An 18,255-nucleotide genomic window follows, 5' to 3' on the forward strand; every position below is an offset into this window, starting at 1 on the left:
CGGGCGCATTTTTCTCAGGCGGGCATGCCCCGCAATGGTACAAGCCACTATGTCGATCCTGCAGGCGATCAGAATCTTTCTTTTTTACCTGCTGCTGGGCACCAGTTCGCTGCTGTGGTGCTCGCTGAGCTTCTTCATCGCGCCGTTCCTGTCGTTCCCCAAGCGCTACAGGTTCATCAACGTGTACTGGTGTCGCTGCGCGCTGTTCCTGGTGCGCACCATTCTCGGCATCGACTACAAGGTCACCGGCGCCGAGAACGTGCCGAATGAGCCCTGCGTGATCCTGTCCAACCACCAGAGCACCTGGGAAACGTTCTTCCTTTCCCAGTACTTTTCGCCGCTGAGCCAGGTGCTCAAGCGTGAACTGCTGTACGTGCCGTTCTTCGGTTGGGCCATGGCCATGCTGCGGCCGATCGCGATCAACCGCGACAACCCAAAGGAAGCGTTGCGCCAGGTGGCAAGCAAAGGCGACGAGCTGCTCAAGCAGAAGACTTGGGTGCTGATCTTTCCGGAAGGCACCCGCGTGCCGTACGGCACCGTCGGCAAGTTCTCCCGCGGCGGTACTGCGCTGGCCGTGAATGCCGGGCTGCCGGTGCTGCCGATTGCCCACAATGCCGGCAAGTTCTGGCCGAAGACCGGTTGGGGCAAGCGTGCCGGTACCATCGAAGTGGTGATTGGCGAGCCGATGTACGCCAATGGCACCGGGCCACGTGCCATCGCCGAGCTCAACGACCGCGCAGCGGCGTGGAACGAAGCCACCCAACGGGCCTTGGGTTCGCTGCCCCCAGCCGATGAAAAAACCCAACAGCAGACCGCTTGATGATCTGTGGATAACTTGTGAGCAGTTTTTCGATCAAATGCTTGAATTGAACGCTAAGTCGTTGAATTAGCTGTTTATTTCTACGTATGACTTTTTTCTTAAAATCGTGCATAAGTTTTTTTGAGGCATAAAAAAACCGGCTTTTACAGCCGGTTTTTTTGTGCCCTGTGAACAGCCTCAGACCTTGTCGAGATCCACGTCTTTGGTCTCTTTAAGGCAGAAAATCCCCACGACCAAACTGATCCCGGTCACCAGCACCGGGTACCACAGCCCGTAGAAGATATCCCCGGTATACACCACCAGCGCGAACGACACGGTTGGCAGGAAGCCGCCGAACCAGCCATTGCCAATATGGTAGGGCAGGGACATCGAGGTGTAGCGGATGCGTGTCGGGAAAAGTTCGACCATCACGGCTGCCAGCGGGCCATAGGTCATGGTAGCGATCAGGATCATCGCCACGATCAGCACCACCACCATGACCTGGTTGACCTGCCCTGGGTCAGCCTTGGCCGGGTAGCCAGCCTGCTCCACTGCGCTGCGCATGGCCGCTTCGTCGTAGCCATTGATGGTCTTTTCACCAATATTGACCACTACATCGCTGCCGGCCACGCTTACCGAGCTGTACGGCAGGCCCTGCTTGACCAGGAACGTCTTGACCTTGTCGCACGGGCTGTCGAAACGCGCTTTGCCCACCGGGTCGAACTGGAAGGTACAGCTTTGCGGGTCGGCGGTGACCACGATCGGCGCCTGCCGGCTGGCGGCGTCGATCTGAGGGTTTGCGTAGTGGCTCAGCGCCTTGAATAGCGGGAAGTACAGTACCGTGGCAAGCAGCAGGCCGAGCATCAGGATCGGCTTGCGGCCAATGCGGTCCGATAACCAGCCGAAGAACACGAAGAACGGCGCACCAATCACCACGCTGATGATCAGCAGGGTGTTGGCCTGGGCCGGGTCCATTTTCAGCATCTGGGTCATGAAGAACAGCACGTAGAACTGCGCCGTGTAGAACGTCACGGCTTGCCCGGCGTTGATGCTGAACAGCGCGGTAAGCACCACTTTCAGGTTTGGCCAGGAGGTGAACGACTCACGGATCGGCGACTTGCTGACCTTTCCCTGGGCCTTCATTTTCACGAAGGCCGGCGACTCGTGCATGCTCATCCGGATCCAGGTGGAGATGGCCAGCAGCACTATCGACAGCAGGAACGGCAAGCGCCAGCCCCAGGTTTCGAACTGGTCGCCACTGATGTAGCGGCTGCCCAGCACCACCAGCAGCGACAGCAACAGGCCAAGGGTGGCGGTGGACTGGATGAAACCGGTGTAGAAGCCCCGTTTGCCCTGGGGCGCATGCTCGGCCACATAGGTGGCAGCACCGCCGTACTCACCACCCAGCGCCAGACCCTGCAGCATGCGCAGGATCACCAGGATGATCGGTGCGGCTATGCCGATGCTGGCATAGGTGGGCAACAGCCCCACAGCGAATGTGGATAGGCCCATCAGCACGATGGTGACCAGGAAGGTGTACTTGCGCCCGATCATGTCGCCTAGGCGGCCGAACACCAATGCACCGAACGGCCGCACCAGGAAGCCGGCGGCAAAGGCCATGAGGGCAAAGATGAAGGCGGTGGTGTCGTTCACGCCAGCAAAGAACTGCTTGCTGATGACAGCAGCCAGCGCTCCATAGAGAAAAAAGTCATACCACTCGAAAACCGTCCCGAGGGATGACGCGAAAATGATCTTGCGTTCTTCACGGCGGCTGGGGCTGCTGGCCACCGCATCCTGTTCCTGGATGTAATCCGACATCGTTGCTGTCCTCGGCCCGCAGGCCACAGTGATTATTCTTTTTGTTCCACTGTCGGCGGCTTCTGACCGCGAGCCGCCGGTGTTGCACGCACCCGGGTCAGGGGGTCGGTATCGCGTCTTCGTTCAAGTAGGTCTGGGTAGCAGCTCCTTTGAGGATCAATTGCGCCGCCTTCTCGGCGATCATCAGGGTCGGTGAACAGGTATTACCGGAGGTGATCTGCGGCATGATCGAGGCATCGGCCACGCGCAAACCGGGGATGCCGTGTACGCGCAGCTGGTTATCCACAACGTCCTGGGCACCGCTGCCCATGCGGCAGGTACCCACCGGGTGGAAGATGGTGGTGCCAATCTTGCCGGCTGCCTCAAACAGCTCTTGCTCGGTTTGCAGGGCTGGGCCTGGCAGGTATTCCTTGGGGTCGAACGCTGCAAGGGCAGGGGCCTGCACGATGCGCCGGGTGAGGCGGATGGCATCGGCGGCCACGCGCAGGTCCTGTGGGTCGCTGAGGTAGTTGGGGTCGATCAGCGGCGTGCTGTTCATGTCGGTGCTGCTGATATCGATACGCCCGCGGCTGACCGGGCGAAGGTTGCACACCGATGCGGTAAAGGCCGGGAACGGGTGCAGCGGTTCACCGAAGCGCTCCAGTGACAGCGGCTGTACGTGATACTGCAGGTTGGCGGTGGCCTGTTCCGGGCTCGAACGCACGAACGCGCCCAGCTGACTCGGCGCCATGGCCAGCGGGCCGCTGCGGTCATAGAGGTAGCGCAGGCCCATGCCCATCTTGCCCCAGAGGCTATTGGCCATCTGGTTCAAGGTGCGGGTATTGCGGATCTGGTAGATCAGGCGCAGTTGCAGGTGGTCCTGAAGGTTGCCACCCACGCCCGGCATATCGTGGCGTACACCAATGCCCAGGCTTTCCAGCAGCTGGCGCGGACCGATGCCGGAGCGTTGCAGAATACCGGGTGAACCAACAGCGCCGGCGCAGAGGATGATTTCGCGACGCGACGCAAACTCGTGCCAGGCGCCTTGCCAAAATGCTTTCACGGCCCGCGCCCGGGTGTTGTTGAGCAGTACCTGGTCAACCTGAACGCCGGTCAGCACAGTGAGGTTGGCGCGGTCCTTTATCGGCCTCAGGAAAGCTTTGGAGGCGTTCCAGCGTACGCCGCTGCGCTGGTTGACCTGAAAGTATCCACAGCCCTGGTTGTCGCCGGTGTTGAAGTCGTCGACCTTGCCGATGCCGCTTTGCTCGGCGGCATCACGGAAAGCATCGAGGATCGGCCAGCTGTAGCGCTGGCGCTCGACCCGCCATTCGCCATCGCCGCCGTGGTGCTCACTGGCGCCGGCGAAGTGGTTTTCGCTGGCCTTGAACAGCGGCAGCACGTCCTTCCAGGCCCAGCCGTCATTGCCTTGCTCGGCCCAGCGGTCATAGTCCGCCGCCTGGCCACGCATGTAGATCATGCCGTTGATTGAAGAACAGCCACCGAGCACCTTGCCGCGTGGGTAGCCCAGTGCGCGCCCCCTCAGGCCTGGCTGCGCCTCGGTCTTGAAGCACCAGTCAGTGCGCGGGTTGCCGATGCAATAGAGATAGCCGACGGGGATGTGAATCCAGGGATAGTTGTCGCGGCCACCTGCTTCCAGCAGCAAAACGCGGCAGGATGGGTCGGCGGACAAACGGTTGGCCAGCAGGCAACCGGCGGGACCGGCCCCTACGACCACGTAGTCGAAGACAGAATCGGCTGATGGCATGTGCAACCTCGCGCCCGTTTTTTATTCTTGTCCCGATCCATCTTAGTGCGTAATTTCGTGAGTGAAACACGTGATTTCGCGCAGCCGTTGTGCGTTTTAGCACAGGGGTAAGCCTGGACCGACCTCTTCGCGGGCTCGCCCGCTCCCACAGGGATCTCGTTGCCTTCAGGATGTTCTCTGTACCTGTGGGAGCGGGCATGCCCGCGAAGAGGCCGGAACGAACTGCCAAAAAGGATCAGCATGTTCGACTGGAACGATCTGCGGTTTTTCCTAGAGTTGCAGCGCAGCGGCCGCCTGCTTACTGCCGCAAAGCGCCTCAACACAACCCACAGCACCGTAGCCCGGCACATCGAGAGCATCGAGCAAAGCCTGGGCACTGCGCTGTTCGTGCAGCATGCCCAGGGCTACGAGCTGACGCCCTCAGGCCAGGCCCTGCTCAAGCATGCAGAAGCCATGGAAAACGTCGCGCTGTTGGCGCAGGAAGAAATCACCCAGGCCATCACCCCGTTGGGCAAAATTCGCCTGGGGGTGACCGAAGGCATCGGCATCATGTTCTTCACCCCACGCATGAACGCGTTGTTCGAGCGCTACCCGGGCCTGGAGGTGGAACTGGTGGCGGTGCCGCGCTTTGTCAGCATCCTCAACCGCGAAGCGGAGATCAGCATTCACCTGGAACGCCCCAACGCCGACCTGTTGATAACCCGCAAGCTCACCGACTACCGCCTGGCGCTCTACGCCAGCCAGGGCTACCTGGACCAAGCACCGCCGTTGCGCAACCGCGAAGACCTGGCCCGGCACAACTGGATCGGCTACGTCGACGACCTGCTGTTCAGCCAGGAGCTGCTGTTTCTCAACAGTTTCTGCCGGGCACCGACCGTGGTGTTTCGCAGCACCAGCGTCATTGCCCAACAGGCTGCCGCCCGCGCCGGGCTGGGCATCGCCGTACTGCCCAACTACATGGCTCACGACGACCCGACGCTGGTGCGCGTACTGCCTGGCGAGACCATCCAGCGCAGCTACTGGATCTGCACCCGCCGCGAGCTGCACAAGTCAGTGCGCCTGCGGGTGGTGTGGGACTACCTGCTGGCGCTGTGCGCGGCAGAACAGGACTCGCTGCTAGCCCAATAGCGCCTTGCCAGCCAGCAGCAATGCCGCGGTCCAACCGGCCACCGCAAACATCTGCTGCAAACGCGGCCCGGCCAGCTTGGCCGCCAATGGCCGCGCCAGCAGCAGGCCGAGCACCGCGCCTGATGCGAACGGGGCTCCGACCTGCCAATGCATGACACCCGCCAGGCTGGCGCTGACCACACTGCCGGTGGACACCAGTGCGATCACCGCCAGCGAGGTGGACACGATGCTGGCCATGCGCAGGTTGGTATAGCGGTTCAGGGCCGGGATGATGACAAAACCACCGCCAACCCCGAGTAAACCCGACAGCAGCCCGGACAAGGCACCGGTGAATGCCAAGGCGCGTGCGCAGGGCAGGGTCCAGCGCAAGCGGCCTTGCAACGGGTTCAGCACACAGGGTTCGATATAGCGATGGGCGTCATTGGCCTCACCGCGCAGTTCCCTGGCCGCCTTACGCCAGATACGCAGGCAGGCATACACCAGCACCCCGGCAAACACCAACTGCAAAGGTGTATTCGGCAAGCGGTGCGCCAGCATCAGCCCGAACGGCGCCGCTGCTACGCCGATCAGCGCGATAAAAAGCGCCGCCCGATAACGCACCAACCCCTGACGCAGCCCCAGCACTGCGCCAACCGCCGCCGCCATGCCTACGGCCAACAGGCCGACCGGTGCAGCCTCGACCATCGACAGCCCCAGGCCGAACACCAGCAAGGGCACAGCAAGAATGCCACCGCCGGCGCCGGTCAACGCCAGCACCGCACCGATGATCGCGCCCAGGCCCGCCCCCAACAATTGATGTTCGATCACTGCCCACCCTCAGCTACCAGCTGCGGGCGCGCCAGCCACTCGCGGCCCTTGAGCATGCCTTGCCAGTACAGCGGCGGCAGCGCCTGCGCCTTGAGCAACCAGGCCAGGCGCGTCGGCTTGCGGCCATCCAGCAACCAACTGGGAAAGCTCGGTGCCAGTTTGCCGCCATAGGTGAACTCGGCCAGGACGATCTTGCCGCGCTCTACCGTCAGCGGGCACGAACCATAGCCATCGTACTGGGCGAGGGTGGGCAGCCGGCCCAGTGCCACCAGCACATTGTTGGCCACTACCGGCGCCTGCTTGCGGGCCGCTGCGGCGGTCTTGGCATTGCTGGTATTGGCCACGTCACCCAGGGCATGGATGTTGGTGTACTTGCGATGGCGCAGGGTATGCGGGTCGACATCGACCCAGCCGCCATTATCGGCCAGCGGGCTTTCGCGAATAAACGCCGGCGCCACTTGTGGCGGTACCACGTGCAGCATGTCAAAAGCCTCGATGCGGGTTTCGCTGCTGCCATCGGGCAGGGTGCGCACGAAGGTGGCGCGCTTGTTCGGGCCATCCACGGCGACCAGTCGGTGGGAGAAATTGAGGTCTACCGCGTATTTTTCGATGTACTTCATCAGCGCGGGCACATAGTCCGCCACACCGAACAAGACTGCACCGGCATTGAAGAAGCTGGCTTTCACCACACCAAGATGGCCGTTGCGCAACCAGTGGTCGCAAGACAGGTACAGCGCCTTTTGCGGCGCGCCCGCACATTTGATCGGCATGGGCGGCTGGCTGAACACGGCGCGGCCTTGCTTGAGTTTCTGTACCAGCTCCCAGGTATAGGGCGCGAGGTCGTAGCGGTAGTTGGAGGTGACACCGTTGCGGCCCAGGGTTTCGCTGAGCCCATCGATGGCCGCCCAGTCCAGCGTGAGCCCGGGGCAGACCACCAGCTGTTCGTAGCTGATGGCGCGGCCGTCCTCAAGGATGACCAGCTGGCCCAGAGGGTCGAAACCCTGCACCCGCGCCTTGACCCAGCGCACACCGCGCGGGATGGTCGAGGCCATGGTGCGGGCGGTACTCGGTGCCGTGAATACTCCGGCACCGACCATGGTCCAGCCGGGTTGGTAGTAATGCACGTCGGCAGGGTCGATCAAGGCAACGTCCAGCGACGGGTCACGGCTGACCAGGCTGGAAGCGGTGGCGATACCAGCGGCACCGGCACCGACGATGACGACTTTGTGATGGTCGGTATTGGCAGGGGACAACAAGGCAGGCATGGCGGTAAATCCTGGAAATCTGATTATGGGGCAGGGCGGTTACAGCTTGTTCAGCGGGATTTTCAGATAGCTCACGCCGTTCTCTTCCGGGGCGGGGAGCTGGCCGCTGCGCATGTTCACCTGCACCGAAGGCAGGATCAGCACCGGCATGTCGAGGGTCTTGTCACGGGCTTCGCGCATGGCGACGAAACTGTCTTCATCGATGCCTTGGTGAATATGAATATTGCTGGTGCGCTGCTCAGCCACGGTGGTGACGTACTGCATGTCGCGGCCACCTGGCAGGTAGTCGTGGCACATGAACAGCCGGGTCTGGTCGGGGAAAGCCAGCAGACGACGGATAGAGCGATACAGGGTACGGGCATCGGCCCCGGGGAAGTCGCACCGGGCAGTGCCATAGTCGGGCATGAACAGGGTGTCACCCACAAACACCGCGATCTCGCCGGCGTCTTCGATCATGAAGCTCATGCACGCGGGCGTATGCCCGGGCGTGTGCAGTGCCCGGGCGTGCAGGTTGCCGATACGGAACCCTTCCTCGTCTTCGAGCAGCACATCGAACTGGCTGCCATCACGGGCGAAGCCAGGCTCTGCATTGAACAAAGCCCCGAATACTTTCTGCACCTGGGTGATGTGCGCGCCGATAGCAGTATGGCCGCCCAGTTTTTCCTTCAGGTAGGCCGCCGCGGAAAGATGGTCGGCGTGCACATGGGTTTCCAGCACCCAGCGCACGCTGGCGTTCAGTTCGGTCACGCGTTCGATCAGGCGGTCGGCCGAAGCGCTGCAAGTGCGCCCGGACTTGGGGTCGTAATCCAGCACGCTGTCGATCAACGCGCATTGCCGGGTTTCACGGTCCATGACCAGGTAGCTGATGGTCGAGGTCGCCTCGTCGTAAAAGGCGTCCACGTGCAGGTTGTTGCCGATGATCATCACGTTCTCCAATTTATCCGCCCCACCTTGCAAGGCGTAGGCAGTGACAGGAGGTTTATCAAGATGCATGCCAGGCTTTGCAGCGCGCTTGCGCCAATGAAACCGGTCCGTCACAGGCAACTGGCAGCAATGGTGGCAGAACATGTGGCAGTCGACTGTCAGCCAATGGCAGTGTTTGGCAGTCCTTGTTACGCTGCCCCGGTCATCCAAACGGTGCCGTCATGTCTGAAGCCCATCCCCTCATCCTAGCTCTGGTTTCCTACCTTGAGCACGATGCCCTGCCAGCAATCGTGCTGGACACCGACTACAACATCCTGGCCGCCAACGCCGCCTATCGCCGTCAGTTCGGCCGTGATGACCAGGCACCGCTGGGTGAGAAGTGTCACAAGGTCTCGCACCACTATGCCGTACCGTGCGACCAGGCCGGTGAGCATTGCCCCCTGCGCAAGGCGTGGGACAGCAAGGTGCCCGAGCGAGTGCTGCATGTTCATCACACACCACGCGGCCCCGAGCATGTCGATGTCGAGCTGCGCCCGATTCTGGATGAACAGGGCAGGGTGGTGGCCTTTGTCGAACGCCTGACCACCATCACCCTCGCGTCAGCGCAACCTCAGGAGCAAGGCCTGGTCGGCCGGGCTCCAGCTTTCAAGGCTGCCTTGGCCAGCCTGCAACGTGCGGCGCCAGCGCAGATCCCGGTGCTGCTGCAAGGCGAGTCGGGTAGCGGTAAAGAACTGTTCGCCCGCGCGGTGCACATCGGCAGCCCCAGAGCAAACGGCCCGCTGGTGGTGGTCGACTGCACTGGCTTGACGGAGTCGTTGTTCGAAAGCGAGTTGTTCGGCTATGAGAAAGGCGCGTTCACCGGTGCCAACCAACGCAAGATCGGCTTGGCTGAGGCGGCCCATGGCGGCACGCTGTTCCTCGACGAAATTGGCGAAGTACCGCTGGCGATGCAGGTGAAGCTGCTGCGTCTGATCGAGTCTGGCAGCTTCCGCCCGGTGGGCAGCCTGCGCACGGTGCATTCGGATTTTCGCCTGGTATCGGCCACCCACAAGCCGCTCAAACAGATGGTGGCGGACGGCACCTTCCGTGAAGACCTGTATTACCGTATCAGCGGGTTCCCGATCCGCTTGCCGGCATTGCGAGAGCGGGTGGAAGATTTGCCGCTGCTTGCGCAGAGCCTGCTGCAGCGAATGTCTGGCAAGCCGACGCCCAGGCTGAGTGACGATGCCTTGCAGCAACTTGGGTTGCATGCGTTTCCGGGCAATATCCGCGAGCTGCGCAACATCCTGGAAAGGGCGCGTCTGTTTGCCGATGACGGGCTGATTCGACCCGAGCACTTACCGGAAGATATCGGGCCGGTGGGGGCGCTGAAAGGAAGCGGCCGTCGTAATGACTTGGGTGAGCTGGCGCAGGCGCTGGACCAGTTCAAGGGCTCGCGTAGCGAACTTGCCAGCCATCTTGGGATGAGTGAACGCACGCTCTATCGCCGCTTGAAGGCCCTGGGCCTGAATTAACGCGTATCGGCAACGCTCCCACGGTGTTCGCCCCACCTGCACCTTTACCCGACCTTTACCTCTGCCCTTACATTAAACGGCTAGAACCGTGGTCTGATTGGTTAACCGCACCCGGTACCCAGACAGTGATAACCGGGCGTTAACAGGCAGAGGACCGCAACAAATGAAGAAAACCCTAACCGTGATCTGCGCCGCGCTCATGTTCAGCGCACCGTTGGCCAGCTTCGCGCAGCCGGGCCCACCAGACCGACATGATGGCGGCCCATCGCACCAAGGCAACTCGCCTCATGGTCAGCCCCAGCAACAGGGCCGACATGACAACGGCCGCGGTCCTGCTTACCGTGATCCGAACTTCCGTCCACAACAAGGCATGCCGGTACCTCATCAGCAATGGCAGCGTGGTCATGCCGTTGACCCGCATTACCGTGGTGACCGTTACTGGGTAACCGACTGGAAAGCGCGCCACCTGTATGCACCACCACGCGACCACCGTTGGTTGTATGTGAACGGTGACTACGTGCTGGTGGCCATTGCCAGTGGTGTGATCGTGAACATTCTTACCGGCTACTGATTTTTTGCAGACACTAAAAAGCCCGCATCAGCGGGCTTTTTAGTGTCTGTCGATTTACACCTGATCAGAAGTCCAGGTTCGACACCGACAACGCGTTGCTTTCGATGAACTCACGACGCGGCTCGACTGCATCACCCATCAGGGTGTTGAAGATCTGGTCAGCAGCGATCGCATCCTCGATGGTGACCTTGAGCATACGGCGAACGGTCGGGTCCATGGTGGTTTCCCACAGCTGGTCCGGGTTCATCTCACCCAGCCCTTTGTATCGCTGGATGGTGTGACGCTTGGTGGTCTCATTCATCAGCCAGTCCAGGCCTTCCTTGAACTCGACAATTGCCTTACGGCGTTCACCACGTTGTACGTAAGCACCTTCACCCAACAGGCTGGAGAGCTTGGCACCGATGTTGACGACGGTCCGGTAGTCATTGCTGCCAAAGAAGTCACGGTTGAACGTGATGTAGCTGGCCAGGCCGTGGGAGGTGATTTCCACTTCCGGCAGCCATACGTTGCGTTCTTTGTCTTCACGCAGGCTCGCGTTGTAAGCCAGGCCAGACTTCTGGCTGGAGTTCAGACGCTCCTGCAGCTTGGCCAGCCAGGCTTGCATCACCGCGTGGTCACCCAACTGCTCCAGGGTCACCTCAGGCAGGTACACGAAGTGCTCGGTCAGCTCTTCCGGGTACAAACGCGACAGGCGCTTGAGGGTCTTCATGACACTACGGAATTCGTTCACCAGGCTTTCCAGCTGCACGCCAGAAACCGCTGGGGCCGACTCGTCCAGGTGCAGGCTTGCGTCTTCCAGAGCCGACTGGGTCATGTATTCTTCCATGGCCTCGTCGTCCTTGATGTACTGCTCCTGCTTACCTTTTTTCACCTTGTACAGTGGCGGCTGGGCAATGTAGATGTAGCCACGCTCGACCAGTTCCGGCAACTGACGGAAGAAGAAGGTCAGCAGCAGGGTACGGATGTGCGAACCGTCAACGTCAGCATCGGTCATGATGATGATGTTGTGATAACGCAACTTGTCGATGTTGTACTCTTCGCGGCCGATACCACAGCCAAGCGCAGTGATCAGCGTGCCCACTTCCTGGGACGAGATCATCTTGTCGAAGCGTGCTTTCTCGACGTTGAGGATCTTACCCTTCAGCGGCAAGATCGCCTGGGTACGACGGTTACGACCTTGCTTGGCCGAGCCACCTGCGGAGTCACCCTCCACCAGGTACAGTTCGGAAAGGGCAGGGTCCTTCTCCTGGCAGTCCGCCAACTTGCCTGGCAGGCCGGCGATATCCAACGCACCTTTGCGGCGAGTCATCTCGCGGGCTTTACGTGCTGCTTCACGCGCACGAGCGGCGTCGATCATCTTGCCAACGACGGCCTTGGCCTCGTTCGGGTTTTCCAGCAGGAAGTCAGAGAAGTACTTGTTCATCTCCTGTTCCACGGCGGTTTTCACCTCCGAGGAAACCAGCTTGTCTTTGGTCTGCGAGCTGAACTTGGGATCCGGTACCTTCACCGAGATGATCGCGGTCAGGCCTTCACGGGCGTCGTCACCCGTGGTCGCCACCTTGTTCTTCTTCGCCAGGCCTTCCTGTTCGATGTAGCTGTTCAGGCTACGGGTCAGCGAAGAACGGAAGCCCACCAAGTGGGTGCCACCGTCGCGCTGTGGAATGTTGTTGGTGAAGCACAGCAGGTTTTCGTTGAAGCTGTCGTTCCACTGCAGAGCAACTTCCACGCCCACGCCGTCTTCACGCTGAACGCTGAAGTGGAACACCTGGGAGTTGACTGGCGTCTTGTTGGTGTTCAGGTACTCGACGAAGGCACGCAGGCCGCCTTCGTACTTGAAGAACTCTTCCTTACCGCTGCGCTCATCCTTCAGCAGAATGCCAACGCCCGAGTTGAGGAACGACAACTCGCGAATACGCTTGGCCAGGATGTCCCAGCTGAAGTGGATATTCTTGAAGGTCTCAGCCGACGGCTTGAAGTGGATGTGGGTACCGGTGGTTTCGCTTTCACCGACAACAGCCATCGGCGCTTGTGGTACGCCGTGAACGTAGGTCTGCTCCCAGATCTTGCCGCTACGGCGAACGGTCAGCACGAGCTTCTCGGACAGCGCGTTCACAACAGAAACACCTACGCCGTGCAAGCCGCCAGATACTTTGTAGGAGTTATCATCGAACTTACCGCCGGCGTGCAGTACGGTCATGATGACCTCGGCTGCGGAAACGCCTTCTTCTTTATGCACGTCGACCGGAATGCCGCGACCATTGTCGCGCACACTGATGGATTCGTCCGTGTGGATGATGACGGTGATGTCATCGCAGTGACCGGCGAGGGCTTCGTCGATCGAGTTGTCGACCACCTCGAAGACCATGTGGTGCAGGCCGCTACCATCATCGGTGTCGCCAATGTACATGCCGGGACGCTTGCGTACGGCATCCAAACCTTTCAGCACCTTGATGCTGGAGGAGTCGTACGTTTGATTTTCGCTCATGCCTTCACTCCCGATGGTCGTGGGTCTGGGTGATACGGCCTTGTTCCACGTGGAACAAAGCAACTGGCGTTTCCGTCTGCCAGCCTTCCCTCAGTAATTCGTGATCTACACAGGTGATGAACACCTGGCAGCGTAATTCTTCAAGCAAGCGGCACAGTGCGCGGCGATGCTTGTCGTCCAGTTCGGACGGCAAGTCATCCACGAGATAAATACAGTTACCGCGACGAGCCTGGCTGACGAGGTGGCCTTGGGCAATGCGCAATGCGCACACCACCAGCTTTTGCTGACCACGCGACAGGATGTCGGCCGCGTTATTGGCAGCCAGACGAAGACGCAGATCAGCACGCTGCGGACCGGCCTGGGTATGGCCCATCTGCTGATCGCGAAGGAGAGAGGATGCGAGTACTTCTTGCAGTTCCCGGTCCTTGTCCCAGCCTCGATAGTAGCTCAGGGTCAACCCGTCCAGCTCGACCAGTTCGCTCAGGGTTCGCTCGAAGACAGGCTTCAAGGCCTTGATGTAGTTGCGACGGTATTCATCTATTTCCGCGCTGGCCAGGCACAATTCCCGGTCCCAGGCGGCTTGCGAAGCTGCGTCAAGTGTACCATGACGCAACCACGAGTTCCGCTGCCTCAGCGCCTTCTGCAGCCGTTGCCAGGCTGGCAAAAAGCGAGGTTCCACGTGGAACACACCCCAGTCCAGGAACTGGCGGCGTATTTTCGGGGCACCTTCCAACAGCCGGAAACTGTCTGGGTTGATGAGCTGCAGCGGTAACAGTTCCGCCAGCTGGGCGGCGCTACGTGCATTCTGCCCATCGATGCGTATGGTGAATTCTCCCTGCCGCTCTCGAGAGACACCCAGGTTACTGGTGCCACCTTCAGCCAACTGCACTTCACCAAACACGGTACAGGCAGACTGCTCATACTGGATAACCGGGTTCAGGCGGGTGCTGCGAAATGACCGCGCCAGCCCGAGCAAGTGCACAGCTTCAAGCACACTTGTCTTGCCACTGCCATTGGCGCCGTAAAGGATATTGATGCGGGGGGAGGGCGAGAGGGTCACCGGGTGCAAGTTGCGCACCGCGGTGACCATGATCCGTCGAAGGGACATTGCGCCTGCTACAGGTTACAGGCGCATCGGCATGACAACGTAGGAAGAATCGTCATTGCCAGCTTCCTGCAGCAGCGCACTGCTGTTGGAGTCGGACAGGATCAGACGAACTTGCTCGGTAGTCATAACGCCCAGCACGTCCAGCAGGTAGCTGACGTTAAAGCCGATTTCCAGCGAGCTACCTTCGTAGTCCACGCTGATCTCTTCTTCAGCTTCTTCCTGCTCAGGGTTGTTGGCCTGGATCTTCAGTTGGCCAGCAGCCAGTTGCAAGCGAATACCGCGGTACTTTTCGTTGGAAAGAATCGCAGTACGGCTGAAGGCTTCACGCAGCGCCTGGCGGTCACCGACCACCAGTTTGTCGCCGCCCTTGGGCAGTACACGCTCGTAGTCCGGGAACTTGCCATCCACAAGCTTGGAGGTGAAGGTGAATTCACCGGTTGTGGCGCGAATGTGGTGCTGGCCCAGGACGATGCTGACCATGCCTTCCGGGTCGGTCAGCAGGCGGGCCAGTTCCAGGATACCTTTGCGTGGCACGATGACCTGGTGTCGATCTTCCTGCTCGATTGGCGCGGTCATGGAGCACAGCGCCAGGCGGTGGCCGTCAGTGGAAACTGCGCGCAGGGTGTTACGGGAAACCTCCAGCAGCATGCCGTTGAGGTAGTAGCGCACATCCTGCTGGGCCATGGCGAAGCTGGTGCGCTCGATCAGACGGCGCAGCTTGCTTTGTTCCAGGTTGCAGGTCAGCGAACCCGGGCCTTCTTCTACAGTCGGGAAGTCATTGGCTGGCAAGGTCGACAGGGTGAAGCGGCTGCGGCCGGCCTTCACCAACAGTTTCTGCTCGTCGACCTTGATATCGATCAGGGCGTCGTTCGGCAGGCTCTTACAAATGTCCATCAGCTTGCGCGCCGGCACGGTGATTTCGCCAGGCTCGGCCGGCTCTTCCAGTTGTACGCGGCCTACCAGTTCGACTTCCAGGTCGGTACCGGTCAACGACAGTTGCTGGCCTTGTACGACCAGCAATACGTTGGACAGGACCGGCAAGGTCTGACGGCGCTCTACGACACCGGCGACCAGTTGCAGGGGTTTCAACAGGGCTTCGCGTTGAATGGTGAAATGCATGGTCTAGTCCCTTGCCTTCAATTAGCTGCGCAGACGGCCATCAGGTCGTCAGCGTCCGCAGCAGGTTCTTGTAGTCCTCGCGGATGTCCGCGTCGGATTCCTTCAATTCGTTGATCTTGCGGCAGGCGTGCAGCACGGTCGTGTGGTCGCGACCACCGAACATGTCACCGATTTCCGGCAGACTGTGGTTGGTCAGCTCCTTGGACAGGGCCATGGCCACCTGACGTGGACGTGCGACAGAACGCGAACGACGCTTGGACAACAGATCAGAGATCTTGATCTTGTAGTACTCGGCGACGGTTCGCTGAATGTTATCCACACTCACCAGTTTATCTTGCAGCGCCAGCAAGTCTTTCAGCGACTCACGGATCAGCTCGATGGTGATGTCGCGGCCCATGAAGTGCGAGTGGGCAATCACCCGCTTCAGTGCACCTTCCAGCTCACGTACGTTGGAGCGAATGCGCTGGGCAATGAAGAAGGCCGCATCATGTGGCAGCTCGACCTTGGCCTGGTCGGCCTTCTTCATCAGGATCGCTACGCGGGTTTCCAGCTCTGGTGGCTCTACAGCCACCGTCAGGCCCCAACCAAAGCGCGACTTCAGGCGCTCTTCCAGGCCTTCGATCTCCTTGGGGTAACGGTCAGAGGTGAGAATTACCTGCTGGCCGCCCTCAAGCAGGGCGTTGAAGGTGTGGAAAAACTCTTCCTGCGAGCGCTCTTTGCGGGCAAAGAACTGGATATCGTCGATCAGCAACGCATCCACCGAACGGTAGAAGCGCTTGAATTCGTTGATGGCGTTGAGCTGCAGCGCCTTGACCATGTCTGCGACGAAGCGCTCCGAGTGCAGGTACACGACCTTGGCGTTCGGGTTCTTCTTCAGCAGATGGTTACCCACAGCATGCATAAGGTGGGTTTTACCCAGGCCCACGCCGCCATACAGGAACAGCGGGTTATAGCCATGCTTGGGGTTATCGGCCACCTGCCAGGCAGCCGCGCGCGCCAACTGGTTCGACTTACCTTCCACGAAAGTGTCGAAAGTGAAGGTGCGGTTCAGGTAGCTGGTGTGCTTGAGCGCACCTTCCACCTGCACAGTGCGCTGTTCGGTCCGGTTGTTGCTGGCTGGCGGCGAGACGGGCTCGGCCATGGCATCGAAGCTGTCACGCGACGACGGCTCGGCCAATTCATTGACCAGCACAGGCTCTACCGCTGCTACAGCCGCAGGCTCGGCTGCGGCCGCTACCGGCAAAGGCCTTTGAGCTTGGGTCTGCGCCCGGGTCTGCGCCAGCGAGGCGGCCACGGCAGCGCTGACTGGCGCGTTGGGCGCAGCCCGTGGAGCCGAGCTGCGACGGCTGCCTATTAATAAGGAAAGGGCAGGCGCAATTCCGCTGCCGTTTTCACCCAACAGCTCGAGCAAGCGACCCAGGTACTTTTCATTGACCCAATCGAGAACGAAACGGTTAGGCGCATAGACGCGCAACTCGTCGCCTTCGGCTTCGACCTGTAGCGGACGGATCCAGGTGTTGAATTGCTGGGCAGGCAGTTCATCGCGCAGAAGCTCCACGCACTGCTGCCAAAGTTCCACTGACACGGATATCCCCTGAGTTTGAAAGCCGGATGAGGCAAAAACAATCCGCCATTGTACCGGTCGAGCGTTCAGTTATCCACATGTGGACACGTTAGGAACCATGACAAAACAGCCATTTATCGACCAAAACGTCTTCGTCGCACTGTGCATAAGCCCTGTGGATAAGCGACCATGAGGGCTATGCACAACCCTGGGTCGTAGTCTGTTGATAACTCTGCTGTGGGTAAGTGCCATTTTAATCCACAGCTTTCGACCACGATGAAAACAAGCGCAGCACCGGTTGAGAACAAAGTTTCAAAACTCTGTACATGGCGAATTTTGTGGCCTACAGAAGGTTATCCACAGAAGGTTATCCACCTAATATCTATAAGTTCTTCAGAAAAGCTTTTTATATGTCTCTTCTTTTTTTTCATGTTGTCCCCGATTCGTGTGTCCGATCAAGCATCCCCTCGAGGATGGACGAGCAAGCACCGTCCATCACACGCCCTATAGGGAAAGGCTGGTTGGAAATTGACCTATGGGCTTGCTTTCTCTAGAATCGCCGGTCTCTTAAAAAGGGGGCCATCCCGGCCCGTCGTCGACAAACCAGGTAACACGCCATGAAACGTACTTTCCAACCAAGCACCATCAAGCGCGCCCGCACCCACGGTTTCCGTGCCCGTATGGCTACCAAAAACGGCCGCGCCGTTCTGTCGCGTCGTCGTGCCAAAGGCCGTAAGCGTCTGGCCATTTGATTTTTCGGCACAGGTGGTGAGTCAGGACTTCAGTCGGGAAAAGCGACTGCTTACACCCCGACACTTCAAAGCGGTCTTCGACTCCCCAACCGGCAAGGTTCCAGGGAAAAACCTGCTGATCCTTGCTCGCGAGAACGGTCTCGATCACCCTCGTCTCGGCCTGGTGATCGGCAAGAAGAGCGTCAAGCTCGCCGTTCAACGCAACCGCCTCAAGCGCTTGATGCGCGATTCCTTTCGCCTGAACCAGCAGTTGCTTGCCGGGTTGGACATCGTGATCGTCGCGCGCAAGGGATTGGGTGAGATAGAAAACCCGGAATTGCACCAACACTTTGGCAAACTCTGGAAACGTCTGGCGCGCAGCCGGCCAACTCCAGCAGTCACCGCCAATTCCGCAGGGGTAGACAGTCAAGATGCGTAAACTGGCACTCGTTCCGATCCAGTTTTACCGTTACGCCATTAGTCCTCTGATGGCCAACCACTGTCGTTTTTTCCCCAGTTGCTCCTGTTACGCTTATGAAGCCATCGAAAACCATGGCGTCTGGCGTGGTGGGTGGCTGGCCGTTCGTCGCCTGGGGCGTTGTCATCCGTGGAATGACGGCGGTTTCGACCCCGTTCCACCCGCTCCTTCCTCCCGAACTTCTTCGATAGCCGAGTAAT

At 60.0% G+C, this 18,255-nt stretch carries 16 protein-coding genes; 7 read left to right on the forward strand and 9 right to left on the reverse strand.

Going from position 1 to position 18,255, the window contains the following annotated elements:
- The first annotated feature begins 34 nt into the window (after positions 1-34).
- On the forward strand, positions 35-820 hold the full coding sequence (locus tag E8E78_RS22935; protein ID WP_019471029.1) for a lysophospholipid acyltransferase family protein: 786 nt from the start codon (positions 35-37) through the stop codon (positions 818-820).
- Positions 821-997: 177 nt separating this feature from the next.
- On the opposite strand, the gene E8E78_RS22940 is transcribed toward E8E78_RS22935, so the two are convergent.
- The gene (locus E8E78_RS22940; RefSeq protein ID WP_016497360.1) at positions 998-2,617 is read right to left on the reverse strand and encodes an MFS transporter; all 1,620 of its coding nucleotides are present in this window, start codon (positions 2,615-2,617) and stop codon (positions 998-1,000) included.
- Between the two features lie 97 nt (positions 2,618-2,714).
- Positions 2,715-4,361: a GMC family oxidoreductase gene (locus E8E78_RS22945; protein WP_280312693.1), complete on the reverse strand. Its 1,647-nt coding sequence runs from the start codon at positions 4,359-4,361 to the stop codon at positions 2,715-2,717.
- 240 nt (positions 4,362-4,601) lie between these two features.
- Between E8E78_RS22945 and E8E78_RS22950 the strand changes: the two genes are divergently transcribed.
- Positions 4,602-5,489, forward strand: coding sequence for a LysR family transcriptional regulator (locus tag E8E78_RS22950; RefSeq protein ID WP_049274907.1), 888 nt, complete (start codon positions 4,602-4,604; stop codon positions 5,487-5,489).
- Here E8E78_RS22950 and E8E78_RS22955 read toward each other — a convergent pair.
- From E8E78_RS22955 to E8E78_RS22965, 3 genes are read right to left on the reverse strand one after another with little or no spacing between them, the layout of a single operon-like run.
- On the reverse strand, positions 5,478-6,296 hold the full coding sequence (locus E8E78_RS22955) for a sulfite exporter TauE/SafE family protein (protein WP_016497357.1): 819 nt from the start codon (positions 6,294-6,296) through the stop codon (positions 5,478-5,480). The genes E8E78_RS22950 and E8E78_RS22955 overlap by 12 nt on opposite strands.
- Positions 6,293-7,561, reverse strand: coding sequence for an FAD/NAD(P)-binding oxidoreductase (locus tag E8E78_RS22960; RefSeq protein WP_280312691.1), 1,269 nt, complete (start codon positions 7,559-7,561; stop codon positions 6,293-6,295). Before E8E78_RS22960 ends, E8E78_RS22955 begins: the two co-directional genes overlap by 4 nt.
- Positions 7,562-7,600: 39 nt before the next feature.
- Positions 7,601-8,485, reverse strand: coding sequence for an MBL fold metallo-hydrolase (locus tag E8E78_RS22965; protein ID WP_197899350.1), 885 nt, complete (start codon positions 8,483-8,485; stop codon positions 7,601-7,603).
- Positions 8,486-8,706: 221 nt separating this feature from the next.
- Here E8E78_RS22965 and E8E78_RS22970 point away from each other — a divergent pair, with 221 nt between their 5' ends.
- The gene (locus E8E78_RS22970; protein WP_016497354.1) at positions 8,707-9,999 is read left to right on the forward strand and encodes a sigma-54-dependent Fis family transcriptional regulator; all 1,293 of its coding nucleotides are present in this window, start codon (positions 8,707-8,709) and stop codon (positions 9,997-9,999) included.
- Positions 10,000-10,162: 163 nt separating this feature from the next.
- Positions 10,163-10,570, forward strand: coding sequence for an RcnB family protein (locus E8E78_RS22975; protein WP_016497353.1), 408 nt, complete (start codon positions 10,163-10,165; stop codon positions 10,568-10,570).
- A gap of 64 nt (positions 10,571-10,634) precedes the next feature.
- On the opposite strand, the gene gyrB is transcribed toward E8E78_RS22975, so the two are convergent.
- From gyrB to dnaA, 4 genes are read right to left on the reverse strand one after another with little or no spacing between them, the layout of a single operon-like run.
- Positions 10,635-13,055, reverse strand: coding sequence for a DNA topoisomerase (ATP-hydrolyzing) subunit B (gene gyrB / locus E8E78_RS22980; RefSeq protein ID WP_016497346.1), 2,421 nt, complete (start codon positions 13,053-13,055; stop codon positions 10,635-10,637).
- A gap of 4 nt (positions 13,056-13,059) precedes the next feature.
- Positions 13,060-14,163, reverse strand: coding sequence for a DNA replication/repair protein RecF (gene recF, locus E8E78_RS22985; protein ID WP_016497345.1), 1,104 nt, complete (start codon positions 14,161-14,163; stop codon positions 13,060-13,062).
- A gap of 15 nt (positions 14,164-14,178) precedes the next feature.
- On the reverse strand, positions 14,179-15,282 hold the full coding sequence (gene dnaN / locus E8E78_RS22990; RefSeq protein WP_016497344.1) for a DNA polymerase III subunit beta: 1,104 nt from the start codon (positions 15,280-15,282) through the stop codon (positions 14,179-14,181).
- Between the two features lie 40 nt (positions 15,283-15,322).
- Positions 15,323-16,867 carry a chromosomal replication initiator protein DnaA gene (dnaA, locus tag E8E78_RS22995; protein ID WP_016497343.1) on the reverse strand — a complete coding sequence of 515 codons (1,545 nt, stop codon included), beginning with the start codon at positions 16,865-16,867 and terminating at the stop codon, positions 15,323-15,325.
- A 596-nt stretch (positions 16,868-17,463) separates the two neighbouring features.
- Here dnaA and rpmH point away from each other — a divergent pair.
- Genes rpmH through yidD form a run of 3 tightly spaced genes read left to right on the forward strand, consistent with a single transcriptional unit; the run spans position 17,464 to position 18,254 of the window.
- Entirely contained in the window at positions 17,464-17,598 is a 135-nt protein-coding gene (gene rpmH, locus E8E78_RS23000; protein WP_003253163.1) for a 50S ribosomal protein L34, read from the forward strand.
- Positions 17,599-17,611: 13 nt separating this feature from the next.
- The gene (rnpA, locus tag E8E78_RS23005; RefSeq protein WP_003253166.1) at positions 17,612-18,016 is read left to right on the forward strand and encodes a ribonuclease P protein component; all 405 of its coding nucleotides are present in this window, start codon (positions 17,612-17,614) and stop codon (positions 18,014-18,016) included.
- Positions 18,009-18,254 carry a membrane protein insertion efficiency factor YidD gene (gene yidD, locus E8E78_RS23010; RefSeq protein ID WP_080642832.1) on the forward strand — a complete coding sequence of 82 codons (246 nt, stop codon included), beginning with the start codon at positions 18,009-18,011 and terminating at the stop codon, positions 18,252-18,254. The genes rnpA and yidD overlap by 8 nt, the downstream gene beginning before the upstream one ends.
- Position 18,255 lies beyond the last annotated feature (1 nt).

This window comes from Pseudomonas sp. BN505 (genome assembly GCF_029873175.1).
Lineage (GTDB): Bacteria > Pseudomonadota > Gammaproteobacteria > Pseudomonadales > Pseudomonadaceae > Aquipseudomonas > Aquipseudomonas putida.

Bases quoted from the DNA above. Each gene is read 5' to 3' on its own strand.
- E8E78_RS22935 (WP_019471029.1), top strand. From the start codon at position 35: ATGGTACAAGCCACTATGTCGATCCTGCAGGCGATCAGAATCTTTCTT.
- E8E78_RS22940 (WP_016497360.1), bottom strand. From the start codon at position 2,617: ATGTCGGATTACATCCAGGAACAGGATGCGGTGGCCAGCAGCCCCAGC.
- E8E78_RS22945 (WP_280312693.1), bottom strand. From the start codon at position 4,361: ATGCCATCAGCCGATTCTGTCTTCGACTACGTGGTCGTAGGGGCCGGT.
- E8E78_RS22950 (WP_049274907.1), top strand. From the start codon at position 4,602: ATGTTCGACTGGAACGATCTGCGGTTTTTCCTAGAGTTGCAGCGCAGC.
- E8E78_RS22960 (WP_280312691.1), bottom strand. From the start codon at position 7,561: ATGCCTGCCTTGTTGTCCCCTGCCAATACCGACCATCACAAAGTCGTC.
- E8E78_RS22965 (WP_197899350.1), bottom strand. From the start codon at position 8,485: ATGATCATCGGCAACAACCTGCACGTGGACGCCTTTTACGACGAGGCG.
- E8E78_RS22970 (WP_016497354.1), top strand. From the start codon at position 8,707: ATGTCTGAAGCCCATCCCCTCATCCTAGCTCTGGTTTCCTACCTTGAG.
- E8E78_RS22975 (WP_016497353.1), top strand. From the start codon at position 10,163: ATGAAGAAAACCCTAACCGTGATCTGCGCCGCGCTCATGTTCAGCGCA.
- gyrB (WP_016497346.1), bottom strand. From the start codon at position 13,055: ATGAGCGAAAATCAAACGTACGACTCCTCCAGCATCAAGGTGCTGAAA.
- recF (WP_016497345.1), bottom strand. From the start codon at position 14,163: ATGTCCCTTCGACGGATCATGGTCACCGCGGTGCGCAACTTGCACCCG.
- dnaN (WP_016497344.1), bottom strand. From the start codon at position 15,282: ATGCATTTCACCATTCAACGCGAAGCCCTGTTGAAACCCCTGCAACTG.
- rpmH (WP_003253163.1), top strand. From the start codon at position 17,464: ATGAAACGTACTTTCCAACCAAGCACCATCAAGCGCGCCCGCACCCAC.
- yidD (WP_080642832.1), top strand. From the start codon at position 18,009: ATGCGTAAACTGGCACTCGTTCCGATCCAGTTTTACCGTTACGCCATT.